This is a genomic window from Microbacterium sp. 4R-513 (assembly GCF_011046485.1).
GTDB lineage: Bacteria > Actinomycetota > Actinomycetes > Actinomycetales > Microbacteriaceae > Microbacterium.
Genome location: NZ_CP049256.1, coordinates 1,736,938 through 1,757,272, shown reverse-complemented (window position 1 = coordinate 1,757,272; position 20,335 = coordinate 1,736,938). Strand labels below are relative to the sequence as shown.

Genomic DNA, 20,335 nt, shown 5'->3' with positions numbered 1-20,335 from the left:
CCGACCCCCTCAGGGGTCATGGTGATTCGATGTGCCCGCGCCGTACGCGGGCAGGGGATCAGCCGGCGAGCTCGCTCACGGCCGCGCCCCACTGCTCGTTGAGCTGGGCGAAGAACGAGTCCTTATCGCCGTCGGCCTGACCGCGGGCGATGTCGACGATCTTCTGGCGGTAGATGTTGCCCCACACGTCGACCTGCGACTGGTCGGCAATGTTGTTGAGCAGACCCTCCTCACCCTCAGGAGCAGGAGCGGCCTCGATAAGCTCGACGCTGTTCTCCGAGAGGGACCCGAGGTTGGCGGGAAGCGACGCCGAACGGAGTGCCGAGATCATCCCCTGCGACTCGGTGAAGCCCGAGTCCTCGAGCAGCCAGTTCATCCACGCCTCAGCCGCCGCCTTGTTGGACGAGTTCTTGTTGATCGCGATGTTGTAGTCGCCGCCGATCGTGGCGTACTGCGTACCGTCGTCCGCGGTGGCCGGCCAGGCCATGAAGCCCACCGCGCTGGGGTCGACACCCGCGTCCTCGGCGGCGGCCTGGAACTGCGAGATCGCCCACGAGCCGAGCACCATGGTCGCGATCTTCCCGGTCGCGAAGTCGCCCTTCGACTGCTCCCAGTTGGTCGTCAGCGGGTCCTCTTCGCTCAGGCCTTCGTGCACGATGTCGTACAGCAGCCCGTCGATGGCGTAGACGTCGTTGCCCTCCGTCCACGGCGACTCGTCGTGAGCCATCTCGTTCTGCGCTTCGGCGTTCCCGGAGACGGCGCCGACGTTCGAGAACCACTGGCCACCCAGAGGCCAGCCGTCCTTGTAGTTCGTGTAGAGGGGTGTCGCGTCGGTGTTGTCGGCGATGAGCTCGAGGTCGGCGAGGAACTCATCGGCCGACTTCGGCAGCTCGGTGATGCCGGCGCCCTCCCAGACGGCCGTGTTGTACAGGACGCCATTCGCGTTGCCGCCGAGAGCAATGCCGTACTGCTCGCCGTCGTAGCTCGCGGGAGCCTGGAATCGGTAGGTCTCGGCCAGCTCGTCCACGGTGCCGAGCGACTCGAAGAAGTCGGGGAACTGGTCGGCCGAGACGCTCGGCGGGATCATCAGGACGTCGCCGTACCCGTTCGGGCTGCTCATGCGGGTCTTGACGTCGTCGGCGTAGCTGGTGATCGCCTCGACCTTGACGTTGACGTCGGGGAACTCCTTGTTGAACTCCGCGACGTACGTCTCCCAGGTGCCGTCCGTCTCGAGGTCCGTGCGGTTCGTCAGGAACGTGATGTCGCCGCTGGGCTCGCCCGAGTCTGACTCGCTGGATCCTGCGCCCGAGCACGATGTCAGCGCGAGCGTCGAGACCGCGGCCAGAGCGACAAGGCCGAACACTGCCTTGCGAGGTGCCATGTGATTACTCCCTTGTATCTGTCCCCGGTGCTCGGCGCGGGACGTTCCGCGCCTCGGGGTTCGGGATGTCAGCGTAGGACAAGTTGAGCGCGATGTAAAGCGCTTTAGTTCGCGATGTCCCGAAATGTCCGGTGGCCCGCAACCTCGGTGCTGCGCGACAATCCGCGGCTGTGGGCGCACTTCGGTGAGCACACCGTGGATCGGATGTCGGTGAAATGTCCTACGTCGTCATCGGCGATATCATCGGATCGTCGACCCCAACGAGGAGGACTCATGACCGTGCAGCAGCGCGCCACCCTGGACGACGTCGCGCGGCTGGCAGGCGTGAGCGCGAAGACCGTTTCGCGCGTCTATTCGCACCGGGACAAGGTCGCCCCACAGACCGTGGAGCGGGTGCTGAGCGCCGGCAAGCGGCTTCGCTTCCGGCCCAACACCATCGCGCGTACGCTGCGCCGAGGAGGTGCCTCGTCGACCGTCGGGTTCATCATGGGAGAGCTGCGCAACCCCTTCTACTACACGATCGCAGCGGGCATCGAGAAGGAACTGGCCGGCGCGGGCTACACGCTCGTCGTCGCGACGACAGACGATTCCGCAGAGGGTGAGGAGCGCGTCGCCGACACGCTCCTCGCCCAACGGGTGGGCGCGCTGATGCTCGTGCCGGTCGGCGAGGACCAGTCGTACCTGGAAGGTGAGCGCCAGCTTGGCACTCCCGTCATCGCGATCGACCGTCCGGCGCGGAACCTCGTTGCGGATGCTGTCGTGCTCGACAATCGCGCCGGCGCGTACGAGGCGACGCGCCACCTGCTGGGGCACGGCCATCGCCGCATCGCCTACGTGTGCAATCCCGCATCGGTCTACACGCAGACCGAGCGCTGCCGCGGCTATCGGGAGGCCATGGCCGAGTCGGGGCTCACCGATGCGCGGCTGGAGGTCCTCCTCGACGACACGTCGGTGCCGCCAGACGTCGTCGTGCGCCAGCTGCTCGAGCGCGAGGACCCCCCGACCGCGATCTTCGCGGGCAACAACCGTATGTGCGTCGGCGCGCTGCGCGCGATGCGGGATGTCGGGGCGACTCCCTCGCTCATCGGTTTCGATGACTTCGACACGGCGGACATCCTTGGGGTGACGGTTGTGACCCACGATCCGGTCGAGCTCGGGCGGCGCGCGGCGCAGCTCGCGATCGAGCGGATGGCAGATCCCGCGGGTTTCACGACCCGCATCGAGCTGCCTACGCGTCTCCTCGCACGCGGGAGCGGAGAGCGACCGCCGGCTTCGTGATGCGCGGGAGCGCACAGCCAGCCTCGAGGATCGGCTTCACCGAGTGGATGGTGCGGGACCGATCGACGCGCGGGCACGCAGTCGAGGAGTCGAGTCGAGGAAGGCTCCCGGCTGGGCGCCGTCGACGACGTCGAACAATCGCCTCGCCACGTGTGCCCCGAACGCGACGATGTCGTGGCTCAGCGCACTGAGCGCCGGGTAGGTGTGCTCACAAAGCACGGAGTCATCCCACGCGATGATCGAGAGGTCGTCTGGAACCCGCAGGTCGCGCTCGAGCGCGACGGTGAGCCCGGCGACTGCCATGACGTCGTTGTCGTAGATGAATCCGGTCGGCGGCGCATCGCCGTCCAGCGCCGCGCGCGTGGCCCGTGCGCCTTCGTCGGGCGTGTAGTCCGTGCGAAGCAGCACGCCCTGAAGGCCGAGAGAACCCATCTCGTCGAGGAAGGCGTCGTCCCTGATGCGCGTGTGCGCGAGATGCTCCAGACCGGCGACGCGGGCGATCCGACGATGACCTCGGTCGGCGAGCTCGCGCACGGCCTCGCGCATCGATGCCGCGTCATCCGTCCATACGCTCGTCAGTCCGCCGGCGAGGCTCGGATCGCCGACGATCACGACGGGGAGGGCGGCCGGCTTCTGAAAGGCGCGGACTCGCGGGTCGTCCACCTGTAGGTCGACGAGGATGACGCCGTCGACGCGGCGACCGCGCCGCCAGGCCTCATGTGTCGCCCGCTCCTGCTCGGCGCCGGGGACTACCTGCAGCAACAGCCCGTAGGCGCGTTGCGCCAGCTCGGACTCGAGCCCGGCGAGGAACTTCATGTAGAACGACTCGACCCCGAGATTCTGCGGGTCCCGGGCGAGCACCATGCCGAACGTGTCCGTCCGCGCTCCGGCGAGCGACCGCGCCGCACTCGCCGGCGCCCAGCCCAGCTCGTCGGCGACTTCCAGCACCCGCTTCCGCGTCGCCTCGGAGACGCCCTTACGACCGTTGAGCGCGAACGAAACGGCGCCGATCGACACCCCCGCGCGCGCCGCGATATCGCTGATCGTGACGCGCGAACCCGGCGTCCGAGGTTCGGAGACCACGTAGTGAACCCTACCCGCCGCTCGCGTGCGCGAGTCACTAAAGCGCTTTATGTATGATGGTCGCCGCGCCCCCCGAGAGGAATCCATGATCATCGAATTGGCCAACACGCCGCGCGACTATTCGTGGGGATCGACCACCGGCATCCCGGAGTTCCTAGGCATCGAGCCCGATGGGCGCCCCCAGGCCGAGCTGTGGCTCGGCACTCATGCGGGGTCGCCGGCTCGCGCGGTGCGCGTCGCACCCGACCGCGAAGAACGCCACCCAACGCTCTCGGATTGGTTGCACGCGCACCCTCATCTGGCGGGAGCGGATGCCGCGGCCGCAGGTCTCCCGATCCTGCTCAAGCTCCTCTCCGCGGAGTCCCCGCTCTCGCTCCAGGTGCACCCCACGCTCGAACAGGCACGCGCCGGATTCGAGGATGAGAACGCGCGCGGGATCCCGGTCGATGATCCCGCGCGCAACTACAAGGATCCGTTCCCGAAGCCCGAGATCATCGTCGCCGTGAGCCGGCGCTTCGATGCGCTCTGCGGGTTCCGACCAGCGGACGAGGTTGCCGCGATAATGGCCGAACTCGAGGAGCATGACGTGCCGGCCACTCGCGCCCTGCGAGAGATCCTCGCCGACCCGACGCGTATCGGCGACGCCCTCGCATGGTTGCTCTCCGGCGCGCCTGAGGCAGCTGAATGTGCGGTCTCCGTCGAGTCGTTCGCGCAGAAGGAGGCAACTGCGACCTCGCCGTCGGCTCCGTCGTGGGCAACTGTTCGCGAGATCGCGACTCACTACCCGGGCGATCCCGGAATCGTCGTAGCGCTGGTGATGAATCGCGTGTCGCTCCAGCGCGGACAGGCGCTCTTCGCTCCCGCCGGGATGCTCCACGCGTACCTCAGCGGCGTCGGTGTGGAGCTCATGATCGCCAGCGATAACGTGGTGCGGGGCGGCTTGACCCCTAAACACATCGACACCCTCGAGTTGCTTCGATTGCTCTCCTTCGAGCAGCAGCCTCCCGAGCTGCTCGAAGCCAGGCGCGTAGCCCCCGGCCTCGTCGCGTACGAACCTCCAGCGCCCTTCGCCCTGTGGGCCGCAGACTCGGCCCAGCCCGGCCTGGAGATCCCTCTCACGGGAGCCGCCCTCGCGCTCGTCGAGGGAGCGGACGTGACCCTGGAGTCGTCAGACGCCTCGCTCACCCTCCCCCGCGGTGGCGCTGGCTTCATCTCGCCAGATGAGTCCCCGCTGACGGTGCATGGCTCCGGCCTGCTCTGGCTCGCGGTCACGAGCCCAGACCCCGCCGCGCAGCACTGACCGAGACCGCTCGCAGGCGTTCATGAATGGCGCCAGCCGTCGCGTTCGCGCCAGACGACGAGATGGCGCCCGCGGCAGTTCAGCCAGTGGACAAGTCGAACGCCGTGGAGGCCCCAATGCAGCGGCGGTGCTCCACCTCGATCAGGTGGAGCACCGCGACGGAGAACCTACCTCTGACCAGGCATTCGCCGCCTGCATCCAGACTCGAGACGCCTTTTCGCGTACCGGACTCGAACCGAGGCGAACCGGCGGTTCGCACTCAGTCCTCTCCACGCACTCCACACACAGTTCGAGATGCGGCTCGCTGCAAAAGAAAACCCCATTTACCGGGGGTTTTCACGCGGAGACGGAGGGATTTGAACCCTCGGTCCCCGTAAGGGGACTCCACCTTAGCAGGGTGGTGCACTAGGCCTGACTATGCGACGTCTCCAGGCATCCGTGCCGAAGCGAGGATGCGCCCAGCAATCATAACCTGCCCGCGGCGATGCCAGAAAACGCCGGGTCGCGAGACGAAAACGCTAAACGAGAAGGGATGCCGCGCCAGAGAGTACGACGATGAGCCCCCGCTGACAACCCCAGTGTCTGCCGGGCGCCCGGCGGCCAGGCTTTGTGGCATGAGCACAATCCCCCCGACCCGCGGGAGCCCGTCTCGCGGGAGACTGATCCCGATCGTACGGTGGCAGCCGAGCGCGCCGCCTCCGGCGACCGCACGGGCACCACCGACCCTGACCGCACCGTCGCGATGGATCAGCCGGTATACGACCGGCGCGACACCGACGATGACGGCTACGCCGATCGCACGGTCGCCACCCCTCGAGACACGAACGGCGACGGCTACGCCGACCGCCCGGCCGCCGCCACGACCCGCGACGCGAACGCGGACGGCTACCCCGATCGGCGGATCGACACCAACGGTGACGGCTACGCCGATCGCACCGTCGCCGCTGACCGCGCCGTCGCCACCGACCGGACGGTCGACGGCCGCCCCGTCTATGCCGGCGATGCCAGCTCCGTGGTCGCCAGCGACGCCGTCGTGGCGCGGGAGCGCGAGCGCTTCGGCGGCATGAAGTTCGGCTCGGCCTTCTTCGGATGGCTGACAGCGATGGGACTCGTCGTCCTCCTGACCGCGGTCGTCGCGGCGATCGGCGGCGCCATCGGCATGACCTCACCCCAGACCGCCGAGGATGCGGCCAACGCCGCCCAGCAGAACATGGGCGCCGCCACCATCATCGGGGCGATCGTCATCGGGATCGTGCTGTTCGTGGGCTACTTCGCCGGTGGCTACGTCGCCGGCCGCATGGCCCGCTTCAGCGGTCTGATGCAGGGTCTCGGCGTGTGGCTGTGGGCGATCATCATCGCCATCGTCGTCGCGATCATCACGGCGATCGCGGGCAGCCAGTGGGACATCTTCGGAAGCCTCAACAGCTTCCCCCGCATCCCCGTCACGTCCGATCAGCTCACGCTCACCGGCATCCTGACCGCTGTCGGCGCCGCCGTCGTCACCCTCGTCGGGGCGCTGCTCGGAGGAATCACGGGCATGCGCTACCACCGACGGGTCGACCGCGTGGGCCTCGGCTACGAGGAGTGACCCGCCGAACGCAAGGCGGATAACCCCGGCTTCGAGGCTCGACTCCTTCGGGGGGTCGAGCCTCAGCGGCTCTTGACGTTGCCGTTCGAGCAGGTCTCCTGCGCGGCAGTCTGACCGGCGATCGTCGACGGGAGCTCGACCGCGGTCTCGGTCGGCGCGGGCGTCTCACCCGGCGTCGCCGAGGCTTCGGGCGCGGGCTCCACCGGCGTCGTCGGCTCGGTGGCGGGATCCGTCGGCTGGACGACAACGACGCCATCGCCCTGGCTGACGTCTCCGGTCAGCTGGATGGGCTGGTTCGCCGCAAGGGCCGCCCACAGCGCATCGGCCGCTGACTTGTTCGGCACGACGCGGTTCTCGTCGGCCGGATCGTCGTTCACGGGGTACTGGATGAAGACGATCTCGTCGAACGGCACGTTCTTCACCGCGAGCGCGATCTGCACGAGCGTCAGCGGGTTCGTGAGGCTCTGCGAAGGCGTGATGTTGTCGACCGCCGTCGTCGCGAGCTTGTAGAGCGTCGCCGGGTTCGAGAGCACCTCTTCGCTGACGAGCTTGCGGGCGAGGCGGGACATGTACTGCTGCTGGTTGGAGATGCGGCCGAGGTCACCGCCGTTGCCGACGCCGTGGCGCGTGCGGAGGAACTGCAGTGCCTCGATCCCCTGGATGTTCCGCGTGCCCGCCGGCCAGTTGATTCCGGTGTACGGGTCCTTGATGCCGTTCGCGAGGCACACGTCCACGCCGCCGACGGCGTTCGTCACCTCGATGACGCCGCCCCACGTGATCTTCGCGGCGTACTGGATCTCGAGCCCGGTGAGCTGCGAGACCGTCTTGACGACGCATCCCAGTCCGCCGTACATGTAGGCCGAGTTGAGCATCTGCTTGCTCATCGCAGACGTCGTCGACCCGTCCTCCTTCGTGCAGGAGGGGATCGGCACCATCAGGTCGCGCGGGAACGAGATGACCGTGACGCGACGCGGGTTGTCCGAGATGTGGACGAGCATGTTGACGTCGTTCAGTTCGCCCTCGGCGTCCTTGCCCGTGCAGCGATCGCCGAAGTACTGCGCGTACGCCTCTTCACAGGCATCCGTCCCCGCCAGGAAGAGGTTGACGCCGCCCTCGATCGCGCCGATGTCGGGCGGAACGGACGCCTGGCCCTCGAGCTCGACGGCGTCCTTCGTGAAGTTCGACGTGATGTCGATCGCGGCGTAGGCCGCGACGCCGGCTCCCGAGACAAGCGCGACGGCGATCACGATCCCGAGGATCTTCATGATCTGCGCGAACGGATGCGGCGACTTCAGCGCGCCGTGGCGGGCCACCGTGCGACGGCCGCGCTCAGGCTTGGTCGTCTCGCTCACTCGGGTCCTCTCGGGGTGGATCACGCCCTCAAGCCCACGCACGCCCGCCGTCGTTCAACGGCGGGTGTCGGCTTCGACCTGAGGGACGAGTACTCAGATTCTCGTCAGAAACCCGTCCATATTCTCACGCGCCCCTGTGGCGCCGCTGAACGCCGCCCTCAGGCGAAAGACAGCTGACCGCGCACGATCGAGTCGCCCGAGTGCGCCGGGTCACCGTCGACGGGCTCGAACGAGATGTCGACGAGGTCGTACTCCGAGAGGTCCACGCCCTCCGGGATCGGGAACGAGCCCTTCTTCCCGTCGAGCACCCCGAGGCTGATGAGCGCTCCGCCGTCGTTGCGGATGAGCCACACCTCGCGGTATTCGCCCGAGGAGGCGGCCCCGTCCAGCGTGACCGTGAGCGTGCGCGATCCGTCCCTGGACTCGTCGACCTCGGCCGTTCCGACGGCCTTCGGGTGGTCGGGGAACGCCTCGAGCGACGCCGATGCGATCGAGGTCGGCGCGAGCGACCCGAGGCCGACCCACACTCCCCCGCCGATCACGAGGACGAGGGCGACGGATGCTGCGAGCGCCCACCATGCCCGCTGCGACCAACGGCCTCGGCGGGGCCGCGCAGAGGAGGAGGAGACGGATGCCTCGGCCGGGGGCGTGGCATCCGTCATCGTCTGCGCGGGCACCGGCGAGGCGGGCGCGGGCGAGGCAGCGCCCACCGAAGGGACGGCGTCGGAGGTGACGTCGCCGCCCAGCCGAAGCTCCTCGGCGATGCGGGCCCAGACGCGGTCAGGCGGCGCCTCGAGCTCCGCGTCGTCCATCGTCGATCGCGCGACGACGGCGGCATGGCTCATCTCGGCGACGTCGGCGGCGCAGACGTCACACGAGGCGAGGTGCTCGCGCTCCGCGGCAGAGGCGACGGGCTCGCCCAACGCGATCAGGGCGAGCTGTTCGGGGTCAAGGTGTGACACGAGTCACCTCCAATCGGTTGCGCATGCGGGTGAGACTTCGCCGTATGTGGCTCTTGACGGTACCGAGCGGCATGCCGAGCCGGCGCGAGATCTCTTCGTGGGTCAGGTCGTCGAAGAACGCGAGACGCATGACGACCTGCGCGTCCGGCTCGAGCTGCTGCATCTCGTTGGCCACGAGGAGCGTTTCGGAGAGATCTGGGGTCTCGCGGATGAGATCGTCGGGGCTCGTGACCCGCTCCATCTCGGCCTGCAGGGCGCGGATCTTCGCCCGTGACTCGTGCGTGTCGGCGATGCGCCGGCGTGCGATCGCGACGAGCCAGGTCGAGAGGCGGGCTTTCGACGCGTCGTAGGTCGCCCGCGAGGTCCAGGCCGAGACGAAGGTGCGCTGGGTGACGTCCTCCGCATCGCCCCGGTCGCCCAGCGAGCGGAGCGCGAGCGTGAAGACCACCGGCGACCAGCGCCGGTACACCTCGGCGAGCGCTTGCTCGTCGCCGGCGACGAAGCGCGCGTTGAGATCCGCCTCGGCGTCCGCCGCGGCATCGGGAGCGGCATCCGGCTCCACGGTCTCCTCGCTTCTCATGATTGCGGTCTTGCGATGGCGACCACGTTATCCCGGTAATGGCCGGTCGTGCTGTCGAAGGGGCCACCGCACGTGATGATCACGAGCGCCGGATCGCCCTCCCGGGCGAAGAGTTCGGCGGTGGGGAGGGCGGCCTTCTCGTAGTAGGTGAGGGATTCCACCGTCCAGGTCCTCGCCGAGCCGTCGGCGGCGGTGACCACGACGGGCGAGCCGACAGCGACGTCGCGCAGGTTGGCGAGCGGGCCGATCGGATAGTCGACGGCGTCGACGTGGGCCGCCAGCACGATGTGTCCGGCGGTCGCCGCGGCATCCGGACCGTAGCGGTACCAGCCGGCGACGGCGGGGTCCACCGGGAGCTGCATCTGCCCGGAGGACTCGACACCGACGTCCGTCACGGGCATGTCGACGCCGAGCGAATCGATGACGAGGCGGGTCGGGGCGACGGGAGCGGCAGCCGGCGCGACCTGCGCCGGGGCGACCGGGACGTCGACGACCGCGGTGGGCGGGGGTGCGGGTGCGGGGGTGGATGGCGCCGGGGATGTCGCAGACACCCCCGCACCCGCGGTCGAACAGCCGGTGAGGCACGCCGCGAGCACCGCGCCGATGAGGGTGGCCATCGCCAGCCCGTCCCGGCCGTGTGTTCGCGGCGTGCCCCGGCGCATCAGCGGCGCGCCTCCTGACGGCGGCGCATCGCCACTGCGGTGGCTGCCGCGGCGGCGATGGCGAGGGCGCCTGCAGCGGCGAGGCCGATGAACGACATCGTGGCATCGCGCTGGGCGAGGTATCCGGCCGTCCCCGAGGGAACGCCACCGGGGTTCGAGTGCGACACCGTGACGGTCTGGACGGCGAGCGCCAGGTTCTCGTCCTCGGCGCTGCCCCACGCGTAGACGATCGTGAGGACGCCGTCCTGGATCGGCACGTCGGTCGGTCCGAGAACCGGATCGGTGGTCCCTGCGAGGGCGACGGATGCCGAGACCGTGCCGGCCGGCAGGTTCAGCGTCGCCTCGTTCGGGTTCGTGAGGTCTTCGATGACCGGGGTGCCGCCCGCGAGCACGTCGACGGCGGGGGCCGCGGCGATGTGCCGGACGGTCAGGCGCCCCTGTCCGGCCGACGTCGTCGCGGTGTCGTTCTGGAAGAGCTTCAGCGACGGGTCACCACCCTCGCTGAGGTACGCGGCGGCGGTGTAGTTGCCGCCGCCGGCGAGCGTCAGGGTCGCCGGCCCCAGGATCGGAGTGCTGGCGTCGGCGGCATCCGGTGCCGTCAGCGCGACCTCGTAGTCGCCGGCGGGGAGCGTGAGGGGGCCGGCGAGGTCGCCCGGCTGGAAGTCGTCGAGCGTCAGCTCCCCGTTGACGTAGACGTCGACGGGAGTGTCGGGGATGCCGTGGAGCACCGAGAGCTGCGCCGAGGCGCTCGTGCTCGCAGATGCGGGAGCGGCGAAGCCGAGGGCGGCGATGAGGCCGACCGCGAGGCCGGCGGCTGCTGTCTTGCGCACTGTCTTCCTCCAAATCGTGAGCGGTCGGTCACCGCCCTTCGAAGGTGCTTTCCCGGGCCTCTCCGGTTTTGGATGCACTTGCATGAAAAGTCGTCGTATGAGCCTGTCGAGGCCCCCAGGTGAAGTGATGGAAACGGATTCTTCGCGAAGTGCATCCGCCCGAGGCATCCGTCCGGAAGAACTCATCAGCGCACGGTTCCGAGCGCCTCCCCCATCGAAGGAGATGAACGATGAACAAGATCACCCGCGCCTCCATCGCGGCGATCGCGGCGGCCGCGCTGGCCTTCGCCGCCACTCCCGCCCACGCAACGGGCGGCAGTGCCCCGTCGGGAACCATCGTCGACGTCGCGGTCGCCGCGTCGGGCGGCGGAACGCCCGACGCCAACCCGTGGGACTACGACATCCTCGTGCAGGCCATCCTCGCGACGGGTCTCGCACCGACCCTCTCCGACACGAGCACCCAGTTCACGGTGTTCGCCCCGAATGACCGCGCGTTCCTGCGGCTCGTGCAGGACCTCACCGGTTCGGCTCCGGCATCCGAGGCGGATGCCCTCACCGCCATCACGACCACGTTCTCGGTCGACCAGATCAAGAACATCCTGCTGTACCACGTCGTCGCGGGCCAGAAGCTCGGACCCCTTCGCGTCCTCTCGGCGGGCTCGCTCACGATGGCCAACGGCGGGACGGTGCGGCCGCGCCTCATCACGCTGCGTGACGAGACGCCGTCGCTCACCGACCCCCGGCTCGTGCTGTGGAAGATCAACATCCAGGCGTCGAACGGCGTCATCCACACGATCGACCGGGTGCTGGTGCCCGCGTCCTGACCTCCCCCAGGGAAGCCCGCTCACCGCTGCGACCTCCGGCGGTGAGCGGGGCTTCTCCCCTCGCCCGCGCTGCCGGCGCACGAGGAAAGGATCCTCATGAAGAGCAGAGTCATCCAGGCCACCTGGTTCGAGTACGACCGCTACGGCGACGCCGACGTGCTCGTCGAGCGCAGCGAAGCGCTCCCTCCGCCCGGCGAGGGCGAAGTCACCGTGGAGGTGATCACCACCTCGCTGAACCACATGGAGGCGTTCCTGCGGAACGGCAAGGAGTCCACCTGGTCGGACGATCCGTGGCCGCGCCGATCCGGCAGCGATTTCGCGGGCATCGTCGTCGCGACCGGCCCGGGAAGCCGGCTGCCGTTGCGCTCCCAGGTCATCGGGCACGTCCGGACCGGAGCCCATGCGTCGCACCTCAACGTGTCGGAGAGCGCGCTCGTGCTCAAGCCGCCGAGTGTCATGTGGGAGGTCGCGGGCGCCCTGTATCTGGCGGGGGTCACCGCCCTCGACACACTCGAGCAGCTGCGCATCGGACAGGGTGACACGATCGTCGTCTCGGCCGCCGCCGGCGGCGTCGGCAGCATCGAGACGCAGCTGGCCAAGCACCGCGGCGCTCGCGTCATCGGGACGTGCGGCGACCGCAACTTCGACTACCTCCGCCAGCTCGGCATCATCCCGGTGCGTTACGGCGACGGCATGGCCGACCGCATCCGCCGTGTCGCCGAGGGGCCGGTGACCGCCTTCATCGACAACTTCGGCAAAGACGGTCGCGACCTCGCGGAGGACCTCGGGGTACCCGAGTCCCGGTACCGTTCGAGCGCCGACCGGCGAGACGTCGAGCTGAGCCTCCTCCAGGACGATCCCGACTCCGTCGAGCACGGCACGACGCAGCTCGCCCGCCTCGCCGAACTCGCCCGCGCGGGCGCCTTCCGCCTGCTGATCTCGGGCCTGTATCCGCTCAACGACATCGTTGAGGCATACGACGACCTCGCCCACCTGCACTCCCGCGGCAAAGTCGTCCTCGCGACGAAGCCCGCGACCACCTACCGCACCGTCAAGGCTCGCGAGATCCACGAGGCGATGACCGGAGGATACGTGGCGTAGGCGTAGGAGGCGACGGCGCCGCACCTACGCCGTCGCAACGCCCGCGATGCGACGTAGGTCTGCCGACGGGGGCGCGGTTCGTCGAGCGCGAGCGGATAGACTCGACGCCGTTCGACGGATGCCTCGGCAGCCGTCGGGAGGGTTGTCCGAGCGGCCGATGGACCTGGTCTTGAAAACCAGTGGGCAGCAATGTCCCGTGGGTTCGAATCCCACACCCTCCGCCTCAGTCTGACTCTGCCCGCCGGGCGGAGCCAGCACCTGCAGGGGGCCGTACACTCGCACCGTGAGCAGCGCCGCTGACGAGCCGGCCTCGACGCGGAAGGGACGGCGCCTCCCCCTTCCCACTCCGAGCACGGACGACTCCCCCGCCCGAGTGACGACGTTCGAGCTGTTCTTCGACCTCGTCTACGTCTTCGCGTTTACGCAGGTGTCGCGCCTGATGGCCGAGACCCATTCGGGCTTCGGCGTCCTGCAGGCGCTCATCGTGCTCGCGCTGATGTGGTGGACCTGGGTGGGCTTCAGCTGGATCTCGAACCAGGCATCCGTCGATCAGCCGTTGCTCCGAGCCGGCATGACGATCACGATGATCGCCGTCTTCGTGGCCGCCCTCACGATCCCCGAGGCATGGCAGGACCTCGAGGGCGGCCTGAGCGGACCCTTCGTGTTCGCTCTCGCCTACACGGTCGTGCGGACGATGCACTACTCGATCTACTCCGCGCTCTCGGCGGGGGATCCCGCACTCCGCCGCCAGCTCATGATCTTCCTCATCGCCCTCGTCCCGGCGATCGCGCTGATCCTGATCGGGGCCCTCGTCGGCGGTCCCGCGCAGCTATGGCTGTGGATCATCGCCGTGGTCTACGACCTCGCGGCGACCCGCGTGGGATCGGCCGTCGGCCAGGGATGGCGGGTCTCCTCGGCCGAGCACTGGGCGGAGCGGTACGGGCTCGTCGTCATCCTCGCCCTGGGCGAGTCCATCGTCGCGATCGGCGTCGGCGTCGCGCAGGAGCCGATCGACCTCGCCATCATCCTGGGGTCTGCGGCATCCATCGTCCTGTCGCTGCTGCTCTGGTGGTCGTACTTCGCGCGACTGGACGCCCAGGGAGAGCGACGACTCGCCGAGACCGACGAGCGCGCCCGCGCGACGCTCGCCGCCGACGCCTACTCGTACGCGCACTTCGTCATCATCGCGGGCATCATCGTCACGGCTCTCGGCGTCGAGGACGCCATGAAGCACGTGAGCGAGCCCGAGCCGTTCGGATGGTTCGGCGCGATCGCGCTCGGCGCCGGCATCGCCGCGTTCGCTGTCGGCACTGCGGTGTTCGCGTTCTTCGTCGGAGTCCGACGGCCGATCATGCGCATCGTCGAGGCACTCGTGCTGCTCGCGGCGATCCCGGTCCTCGCGATGGTTCCGTCGATGGGAGCCCTTCTCATCGCCGTCGGTCTGATGGGCGTGATCGCCGGGATCGAGGCCGTCCTGCACCGCCGTGCAGATGACTCCGGCGGTGGCGGCGGCGTCGTGCCGGGCGATGCGGTCCGCTGAAGTCTCCGGTCAGCTCAGGGAGTCGAGGATCTCCCACAGCAGCTCGATCGTCGTCAGCGGCGAGATGATCGCGATCCGCAGCACCGGCTCTCCGGCGCACGAGCTCGGGACCACGAACGCCTTCTGCTGGTCGAGCAGAGCATCGGACCACGACTCGTAGTCGGACTGCGACCATCCGTCACGCCGGAAGACGACGACCGAGAGGTCGGGCTCCCGCACGAGCGAGAGTCCCGGACGTCGGTCGATCTCCGCCGCGAGGAGGCGAGCCTTCGTCACGGCATCCTCGATCGCCAGCCGGTAGTGGTCCGTCCCGTGGACGGCCAGCGAGAACCAGAGCGGAAGTCCTCGAGCACGCCGTGTGAGCTGGATGCCGAGATCCGACGGATTCCAGTCCGCCGACTCCGTCAGTGTGTCGAGGTATTCGGCCTTCTGGGTATGAGCGGCGAGGGCGGTCGCGGGCCGACGGTAGAGGAGGGCGCAGGCGTCGAACGGGGCGAAGAGCCACTTGTGCGGGTCGACGATGAGCGAGTCCGCACGCTCGACGCCGGCGAAGAGGTGACGTGTGCTCGGGGCGAGCATGGCGGCGAGCCCGTACGCGCCGTCGACATGAAGCCAGATCCCGGCGGCGTCGGCCACCTCGGCGATGGTCGCGATGTCGTCGACGATCCCGAAATTGGTCGTGCCGGCCGTCGCGACGATGGCGAAGACGGATGCCTCGCGCCCGGCGAGCGCCTCGGCCACGGCGTCCCCGGTCAGTCGGCCCTGGTCATCCACACGGGCGGCGACGACGTCGACGTCCATCACGGCTGCGGCGGACGCGATCGACGAGTGCGCCTCGGCGCTGCAGACCACGGCCCAGCGCTCGGGCGACGGGCGGCCCTGGGCGTGCGCTCGCCGGCGGGCTTCGTCGCGCGCGGTCACGAGGGCCGAGAGATTGCCGATGGTCCCGCCCTGGACGAAGACCCCGCCGGCGGTGCGGGGCAGGCCGAACTCGTCGGCGAGCCAGCGCAGCACCTCGTTCTCGGCGTAGACGGCACCTGCGCCCTCCATCCACGATCCTCCGTAGATCGCCGAGGCCGAGACGACGAGGTCGAACGCGAGCGCCGCCTTGGTCGGTGCAGACGGGATGAAGGAGAGATACCCCGGGTGGTCGGTCGAGAGGCACGCGGGAGCGAGCACATGCTCGAAGACGCCGAGCGCCCGCCGTGCACCCAGGCCCTCCCGGCGAACGGAGGCACCGGCGAGCCGTTCGAGTTCGGCCACCGGCATCGGCCGGTCGAGAGGCACGGCGGTGAACAGCATCCGCTCCCGCGCGTACCTCAGCACCTCGTCGACGAGCGCCTCGGTCTCGGGCGAGACCGCGTGCATCTCCATCGCGCGCACATCGGCGGGTGCCCGTTCGTCCTGCTTTTCGACGTCGAGCATCGAATCGAGTCGCATCATTGCGCAGCCTCTTCCCTCGTTCTGTAACGTGCGTTAGATTCCTGCATAACACTACTCATTCTGTATCTGACGTTTCAAAGGAGAAACCGTGCACCGACCCTCCTCCGCGCTCGGGGCCCTCGCCCTGGGCACCGCGCTGGTCCTCGTCCCCGCGGCATCCGCGAGCGCTGCTCCCCCGGCTCATGCGGCGAAGAAGCCCGCGCCGCACGCCGTCCTCATCGGCGGCAACCTCAAAGAGAACGCCGAGATCCTGCAGGCGATCGTCGACCTCGCCGACCCGGACGGCTCCGGCCCTCTCCGGGCGCGCATCGCGATCGTGACGGCGGCCGCGTCATCCGCCGCGACCCCGGAGGAGGCCGCCAACCCCGACGAGAACAACGCGGCCGCCAACGGCCTCTACTACTCCGCGCTCTTCCAGAGCTTCGGGGCCGAGACCTACTCCGTGCCGGTCGACGAGGCCGTCGACTACGCCGGCGACGGCTACACCCCGGCGAACGCTCTCGACGCCGGCGTGGCCGCGGAGATCGCGGCTTCCACGGGCGTCTTCTTCGGCGGAGGCGACCAGATGCGGTACGTCCGGACGCTGTTCGCCTGCACGGATGCCGAGCTCGAGGCGTTCACGGATTGCGCCGACACCCCCGCGATGGCCGCCATCCGAAGCGTCGCCGCGCGCGGAGTCGTAGCAGGCGTCAGCGCCGGCCTCACGATCCAGCAGGGGGCCTACATGGTCACGGGCGGAGAGTCGTACCAGGCGTGGCGCGACGGAGCGACCGCCGGATACCTCGACGATGCGACGGCGCTCGGCTACCTTCCGTACGGCGGCTTCGGCTTCGTCGACGGCGTTCTGCTCGACAGCCACTTCACGACGTGGGGCCGCGAGGGCCGGGCGATCCAGCTCGCGCTCGCCACTCAGCATCCGTATGTGCTCGGCGTCGACGAGACGACCGCTGTCGTCCTGGACCGCACGACGGGACAGGGACGTGTCATCGGCGAGCACGGCGCCTCGATCATCGACGTCTCCGGCGCGGTCCAGAGCGACCGCACCGTCACGGGCGTGCGCTGGAGCTACGCCAATGCCGGCGACACGGTCGACCTGCGCCACGGCGCGACGATCGCGAAGGGCAAGGGTGCGGCCAAGGTGAAGGCCGGTGCGCAGGATGCCGCGTCCGTCGCCGATGTCTGGGACTCGATCGACGGCGCAGGCGGCACGTACACGATGCGCGATCTCGGGCAGGCCGTGGTGGCCTCGGTCTCGGGCACGGGCGTGGGCCTGACCTACGAGACCGACCCGCAATTCCAGACGACCCTCACTCGCGACCAGAGCACGCGAGCCTGGACCACGGCAGGTGGGCTCGTGTCGTTCTCCGACCTTCGCGTCGACATCGCCCCGGCGGACTGACCCGCGGATACCGATGCGCCCGGCCGTTGCGACGGCCGGGCGCATCGCTGTGCTGCGGCACGCCCTGCCGGGGCCAGGCGGCCGCGCTGTGCTGCGGCGGGTCCGCCGCGTCGGAGTTCAGGTCCCGGTCAGTAGAGGCCGAGCTCGCCCGCAAGCTGGTCGGCCTGGGCCATGCGGCCCACGGCGGCGTCGCCGAGCCGGTCGAAGCATCCTGCCACGACGGTCTCGATCAGCGCCATGGCCGGCGTCAGTGCGTCGAACGGCGACGGAGCAGCCGTCTCGCTCGTGAGGACGACGTCGGCCTCCGACGAGATGGGCGAGAGCCAGGCATCCGTGAAGAGCACGACGGGTGCGTGCTGGGCGCGGGCGACGCGAGCGAGCCGCAGGGTGTGGTCTTCGTAGCGCCGGTAGTCGAAGAGCACCACGACGTCGCGCCGGCCGAGATCGGCCGCCATCGCGGCGCGCGCGGACGGCTCGTCGGGGAGCACCCGCACGCGGGGACGCAGCTGCTCCAGGTGGAGTGCGAGGATGCGTCCGAGCAGCCCGCTGTAGCGGCCGCCGGCGATGATGACGGAGCCGGATGCCCCCGAGATGAGCTCGACGCATCTGTCGAGGTCGTGCGTGCTGAGCTCGTCGAACGTGCGCTGCAGAGTGGCCGTCGAGATCGCCGACGCCCGGCTGTGAAGCGACCCGCTCCGCTCCTCGCCGGGAACGCGGGTCTGGTGGATCCTCAGCGGAGAGGCGGAGCGCTCATCGAGGTCGCGGCGCAGGGCCTCCTGGAAGTCCGGGAACCCGCGGTAGCCGAGCCGCTGCACGAAACGCAGGACGGTCGGCCCGCTCACCCCGGCGCGGTCGGCGAGGCGCGCGACGGTCTCGAAACCCGCCGAGGGGTACGCGGCGAGCAGAACCCGGGCGACCTTGCGCTCGGCGGGAGAGCAGTCGCTCAATCCGCGGCGAATCGACTCCGCGATGCCGGCATCGGCCATCTCGAGCACCTCCGGAGTCGACAGTATCGCGCTCACTCGCTCGCGATGCGCACCACGAGCGCGGCGAGCAGAGCGAGCCGCTCCGGGACGCTCTCGAGGTCGAGCCACTCCGAATCCGCATGGTCGTCGCCGCCGATCGGGCCCAAGCCGTCGAGCACAGGCGTGCCGGTCGCGGCGACGAAGTTCGCGTCGGATACCCCGCCGGTCGCGGCGCCGGAAAGCTCGATACCGAGCTCGTCGGCGGCCGCGATCGCCTTCCGGAAGAGCGCGTGCGTCGACGCCGTCTCGAGCGGAGGGCAGACCGCGAGGCGCTCGACGCCGACGGTGACGCCGTCGACCACGGTGGCCGCCGCGCGTTCCTCGATCGAGTCGAGCGCCCATTCGAGGTCGGCCAGCGTCGTCGACCGCACTTCGCCTGAGAGCAGCGCCGCGGCGGGGATGACGTTGGTGCGCTCCCCCGCGCTCACGACGCCGATGTTGACCGCGACGTCCGGCCGGATCCCATTGAGCGCCTGCACGTCGAGCAGCAGGTGGGCGGCCTCGACGGCGGCATTGCGGCCGCGGTGGGGTTCGACGCCTGAGTGCGCAGCGCGACCCCGGATGTCGATGCGCACGTCGGCGACGCCCTTCCGCGCGACGACGAGGTCCCCGTTCTCCCGCGCGCACTCGAGGCAGAGCGCGGCATCGGCTTCTGCGGCGAGCGCTGTCAGGACGCTGCCGGATGCCGGGGAACCCACCTCCTCATCGGGGGTCAGTGCGATCACGAGCTCGGCGAAGTCGGTGAAGCCCGTGCCGATGAGCAGCTCCGCCGCGTGGATCCCGGCCAGCGCGCCGCCCTTGTCGTCGCAGACGCCGGGCCCGTAGGCGCGCCCGCCCTCCTCGCGGTAGGGGCGCGCCGCGGCGGTGCCCTCGGCGAACACGGTGTCGAGGTGCGCGAAGAGGAGGATGCGTCGCGCGCCGCTTCCCCGCAGTCGCCCGATCACGACGCCGCCGAAGCGCCTGCCGTCGACCGGCGGCGTGGCGATCCGCTCGACGTCGAACCCGAGGGAGGCGAGTCGAGCCGCGCACCAGTCGCCGGCGGCGTCGACTCCCTCGGGCGAGTCGGAGCCCGAGTCGATCGACACGAGCTCGGCGAGCTCCCGCCGGAAGACGGGGAGAGCCGATTGCGCGAGGTCGCGGAGCGCGACGGCGGACGGCGCCGCCGCGGCGCGGGAAGCGGCCGTCATCACAGCACCTTGGCGAGGAACGCCTGAGTCCGCGCCTCGCGCGGGTTGACCAGCACATCCGCAGGGCGACCCTGCTCGACCACGACGCCTCCGTCCATGAAGACCGCCACGTCGCCGACCTCGCGGGCGAAGCCGATCTCGTGGGTCACGACGATCATGGTCATGCCGGATGCCGCCAGGTCGCGCATGACGTCGAGCACGTCGCCGACGAGCTCGGGGTCGAGCGCCGAAGTCGGCTCGTCGAAGAGCATGACCTCGGGGTCCATCGCGAGAGCGCGCGCGATCGCGATCCGCTGCTGCTGACCACCCGAGAGCGCGCTCGGGTAGGCGCCCGCCTTGTCGCCGAGACCGACGCGGTCGAGGAGCTCGGCGGCCCGCTCTCTGGCGGCGGCGCGCGAGGTGCCCCGCACCTGCATCGGCGCCTCGATGATGTTCTCGAGCGCGGTCATGTGCGGGAAGAGATTGAACCGCTGGAAGACCATCCCGACGCCGCGGCGCTGGCGCGCGACATCCTTCTCCCGTAGCTCGTACAGCTTGCCGTTGCGCTCCTCGTAGCCGACCGTGCGACCGGCGACCCGGATCATGCCCGCGTCGATCTTCTCGAGGTGGTTGATGCAGCGGAGGAACGTCGACTTGCCCGAGCCGGACGGGCCGAGGAGGCAGGCGACCTGCCCGCGCTCGACCTGGAGCGTGATGCCCTTGAGCACCTCGAGCGAGCCGAAGCGTTTGTGCACATCGCGTGCGTCGATGATCGCCGTCGTGTCGGTGGCCAGGGCCGGGTTGGGGTCTGTGGGGAGCAT

At 69.6% G+C, this 20,335-nt stretch carries 18 protein-coding genes and 2 tRNA genes; 8 read left to right on the top strand and 12 right to left on the bottom strand.

Annotated elements, in window-relative coordinates:
• Positions 1-58 precede the first annotated feature (58 nt).
• A complete protein-coding gene (locus tag G5T42_RS07615; protein ID WP_165127348.1) occupies positions 59-1,381 on the bottom strand; it encodes an extracellular solute-binding protein in 1,323 nt (440 codons plus the stop codon).
• A 147-nt stretch (positions 1,382-1,528) separates the two neighbouring features.
• On the opposite strand from G5T42_RS07615, the gene G5T42_RS07610 reads away from it, so the two are divergent.
• A complete protein-coding gene (locus tag G5T42_RS07610; protein ID WP_241246007.1) occupies positions 1,529-2,659 on the top strand; it encodes a LacI family DNA-binding transcriptional regulator in 1,131 nt (376 codons plus the stop codon).
• A gap of 36 nt (positions 2,660-2,695) precedes the next feature.
• On the opposite strand, the gene G5T42_RS07605 is transcribed toward G5T42_RS07610, so the two are convergent.
• Positions 2,696-3,742, bottom strand: coding sequence for a LacI family DNA-binding transcriptional regulator (locus G5T42_RS07605; protein WP_241246006.1), 1,047 nt, complete (start codon positions 3,740-3,742; stop codon positions 2,696-2,698).
• 85 nt (positions 3,743-3,827) lie between these two features.
• Here G5T42_RS07605 and manA point away from each other — a divergent pair, with 85 nt between their 5' ends.
• Positions 3,828-5,042, top strand: coding sequence for a mannose-6-phosphate isomerase, class I (gene manA, locus G5T42_RS07600; protein ID WP_165127346.1), 1,215 nt, complete (start codon positions 3,828-3,830; stop codon positions 5,040-5,042).
• Between the two features lie 341 nt (positions 5,043-5,383).
• Here manA and G5T42_RS07595 read toward each other — a convergent pair.
• Positions 5,384-5,472 (bottom strand) — tRNA-Ser (locus G5T42_RS07595).
• 246 nt (positions 5,473-5,718) lie between these two features.
• Here G5T42_RS07595 and G5T42_RS07590 point away from each other — a divergent pair.
• Positions 5,719-6,630, top strand: coding sequence for a hypothetical protein (locus G5T42_RS07590; RefSeq protein ID WP_241246005.1), 912 nt, complete (start codon positions 5,719-5,721; stop codon positions 6,628-6,630).
• Between the two features lie 62 nt (positions 6,631-6,692).
• Here the strand turns inward: G5T42_RS07590 and G5T42_RS07585 are convergent, their stop codons facing one another.
• The 5 genes from G5T42_RS07585 to G5T42_RS07565 all read right to left on the bottom strand — a co-directional run bounded on the left by G5T42_RS07585 (position 6,693) and on the right by G5T42_RS07565 (position 11,016).
• A complete protein-coding gene (locus tag G5T42_RS07585) occupies positions 6,693-7,982 on the bottom strand; it encodes an LCP family protein (RefSeq protein ID WP_241246004.1) in 1,290 nt (429 codons plus the stop codon).
• 158 nt (positions 7,983-8,140) lie between these two features.
• Entirely contained in the window at positions 8,141-8,944 is an 804-nt protein-coding gene (locus G5T42_RS07580) for an anti-sigma factor (protein ID WP_165127344.1), read from the bottom strand.
• Positions 8,931-9,524, bottom strand: a complete 594-nt coding sequence (locus tag G5T42_RS07575) for a sigma-70 family RNA polymerase sigma factor (protein ID WP_165127342.1) — start codon at positions 9,522-9,524, stop codon at positions 8,931-8,933. The genes G5T42_RS07580 and G5T42_RS07575 overlap by 14 nt, the downstream gene beginning before the upstream one ends.
• Complete coding sequence (locus tag G5T42_RS07570) at positions 9,521-10,141, bottom strand: class F sortase (RefSeq protein WP_165127340.1); 621 nt, start codon at positions 10,139-10,141, stop codon at positions 9,521-9,523. Before G5T42_RS07570 ends, G5T42_RS07575 begins: the two co-directional genes overlap by 4 nt.
• 44 nt (positions 10,142-10,185) lie before the next feature.
• Positions 10,186-11,016: a DUF4397 domain-containing protein gene (locus G5T42_RS07565; protein ID WP_165127338.1), complete on the bottom strand. Its 831-nt coding sequence runs from the start codon at positions 11,014-11,016 to the stop codon at positions 10,186-10,188.
• 230 nt (positions 11,017-11,246) lie between these two features.
• Here G5T42_RS07565 and G5T42_RS07560 point away from each other — a divergent pair, with 230 nt between their 5' ends.
• The 4 genes from G5T42_RS07560 to G5T42_RS07545 all read left to right on the top strand — a co-directional run bounded on the left by G5T42_RS07560 (position 11,247) and on the right by G5T42_RS07545 (position 14,481).
• Complete coding sequence (locus G5T42_RS07560) at positions 11,247-11,840, top strand: fasciclin domain-containing protein (RefSeq protein ID WP_165127336.1); 594 nt, start codon at positions 11,247-11,249, stop codon at positions 11,838-11,840.
• A gap of 96 nt (positions 11,841-11,936) precedes the next feature.
• The gene (locus G5T42_RS07555) at positions 11,937-12,941 is read left to right on the top strand and encodes an NADP-dependent oxidoreductase (RefSeq protein ID WP_165127333.1); all 1,005 of its coding nucleotides are present in this window, start codon (positions 11,937-11,939) and stop codon (positions 12,939-12,941) included.
• Between the two features lie 136 nt (positions 12,942-13,077).
• Positions 13,078-13,162, top strand: a tRNA-Ser gene (locus G5T42_RS07550).
• Between the two features lie 62 nt (positions 13,163-13,224).
• Positions 13,225-14,481 carry a low temperature requirement protein A gene (locus G5T42_RS07545; protein ID WP_165127331.1) on the top strand — a complete coding sequence of 419 codons (1,257 nt, stop codon included), beginning with the start codon at positions 13,225-13,227 and terminating at the stop codon, positions 14,479-14,481.
• A 9-nt stretch (positions 14,482-14,490) separates the two neighbouring features.
• Here G5T42_RS07545 and G5T42_RS07540 read toward each other — a convergent pair whose 3' ends face one another.
• Positions 14,491-15,855 carry an aminotransferase class V-fold PLP-dependent enzyme gene (locus tag G5T42_RS07540; RefSeq protein WP_165130136.1) on the bottom strand — a complete coding sequence of 455 codons (1,365 nt, stop codon included), beginning with the start codon at positions 15,853-15,855 and terminating at the stop codon, positions 14,491-14,493.
• Between the two features lie 157 nt (positions 15,856-16,012).
• Between G5T42_RS07540 and G5T42_RS07535 the strand changes: the two genes are divergently transcribed.
• Positions 16,013-17,323: a hypothetical protein gene (locus G5T42_RS07535; RefSeq protein ID WP_165127329.1), complete on the top strand. Its 1,311-nt coding sequence runs from the start codon at positions 16,013-16,015 to the stop codon at positions 17,321-17,323.
• 128 nt (positions 17,324-17,451) lie between these two features.
• Here G5T42_RS07535 and G5T42_RS07530 read toward each other — a convergent pair whose 3' ends face one another.
• Genes G5T42_RS07530 through G5T42_RS07520 form a run of 3 tightly spaced genes read right to left on the bottom strand, consistent with a single transcriptional unit; the run spans position 17,452 to position 20,335 of the window.
• Positions 17,452-18,345, bottom strand: a complete 894-nt coding sequence (locus G5T42_RS07530) for a MurR/RpiR family transcriptional regulator (RefSeq protein ID WP_241246003.1) — start codon at positions 18,343-18,345, stop codon at positions 17,452-17,454.
• Positions 18,342-19,535, bottom strand: coding sequence for a M20 family metallopeptidase (locus tag G5T42_RS07525; RefSeq protein ID WP_165127327.1), 1,194 nt, complete (start codon positions 19,533-19,535; stop codon positions 18,342-18,344). Before G5T42_RS07525 ends, G5T42_RS07530 begins: the two co-directional genes overlap by 4 nt.
• Positions 19,535-20,335, bottom strand: a complete 801-nt coding sequence (locus tag G5T42_RS07520; RefSeq protein ID WP_165127325.1) for an amino acid ABC transporter ATP-binding protein — start codon at positions 20,333-20,335, stop codon at positions 19,535-19,537. Before G5T42_RS07520 ends, G5T42_RS07525 begins: the two co-directional genes overlap by 1 nt.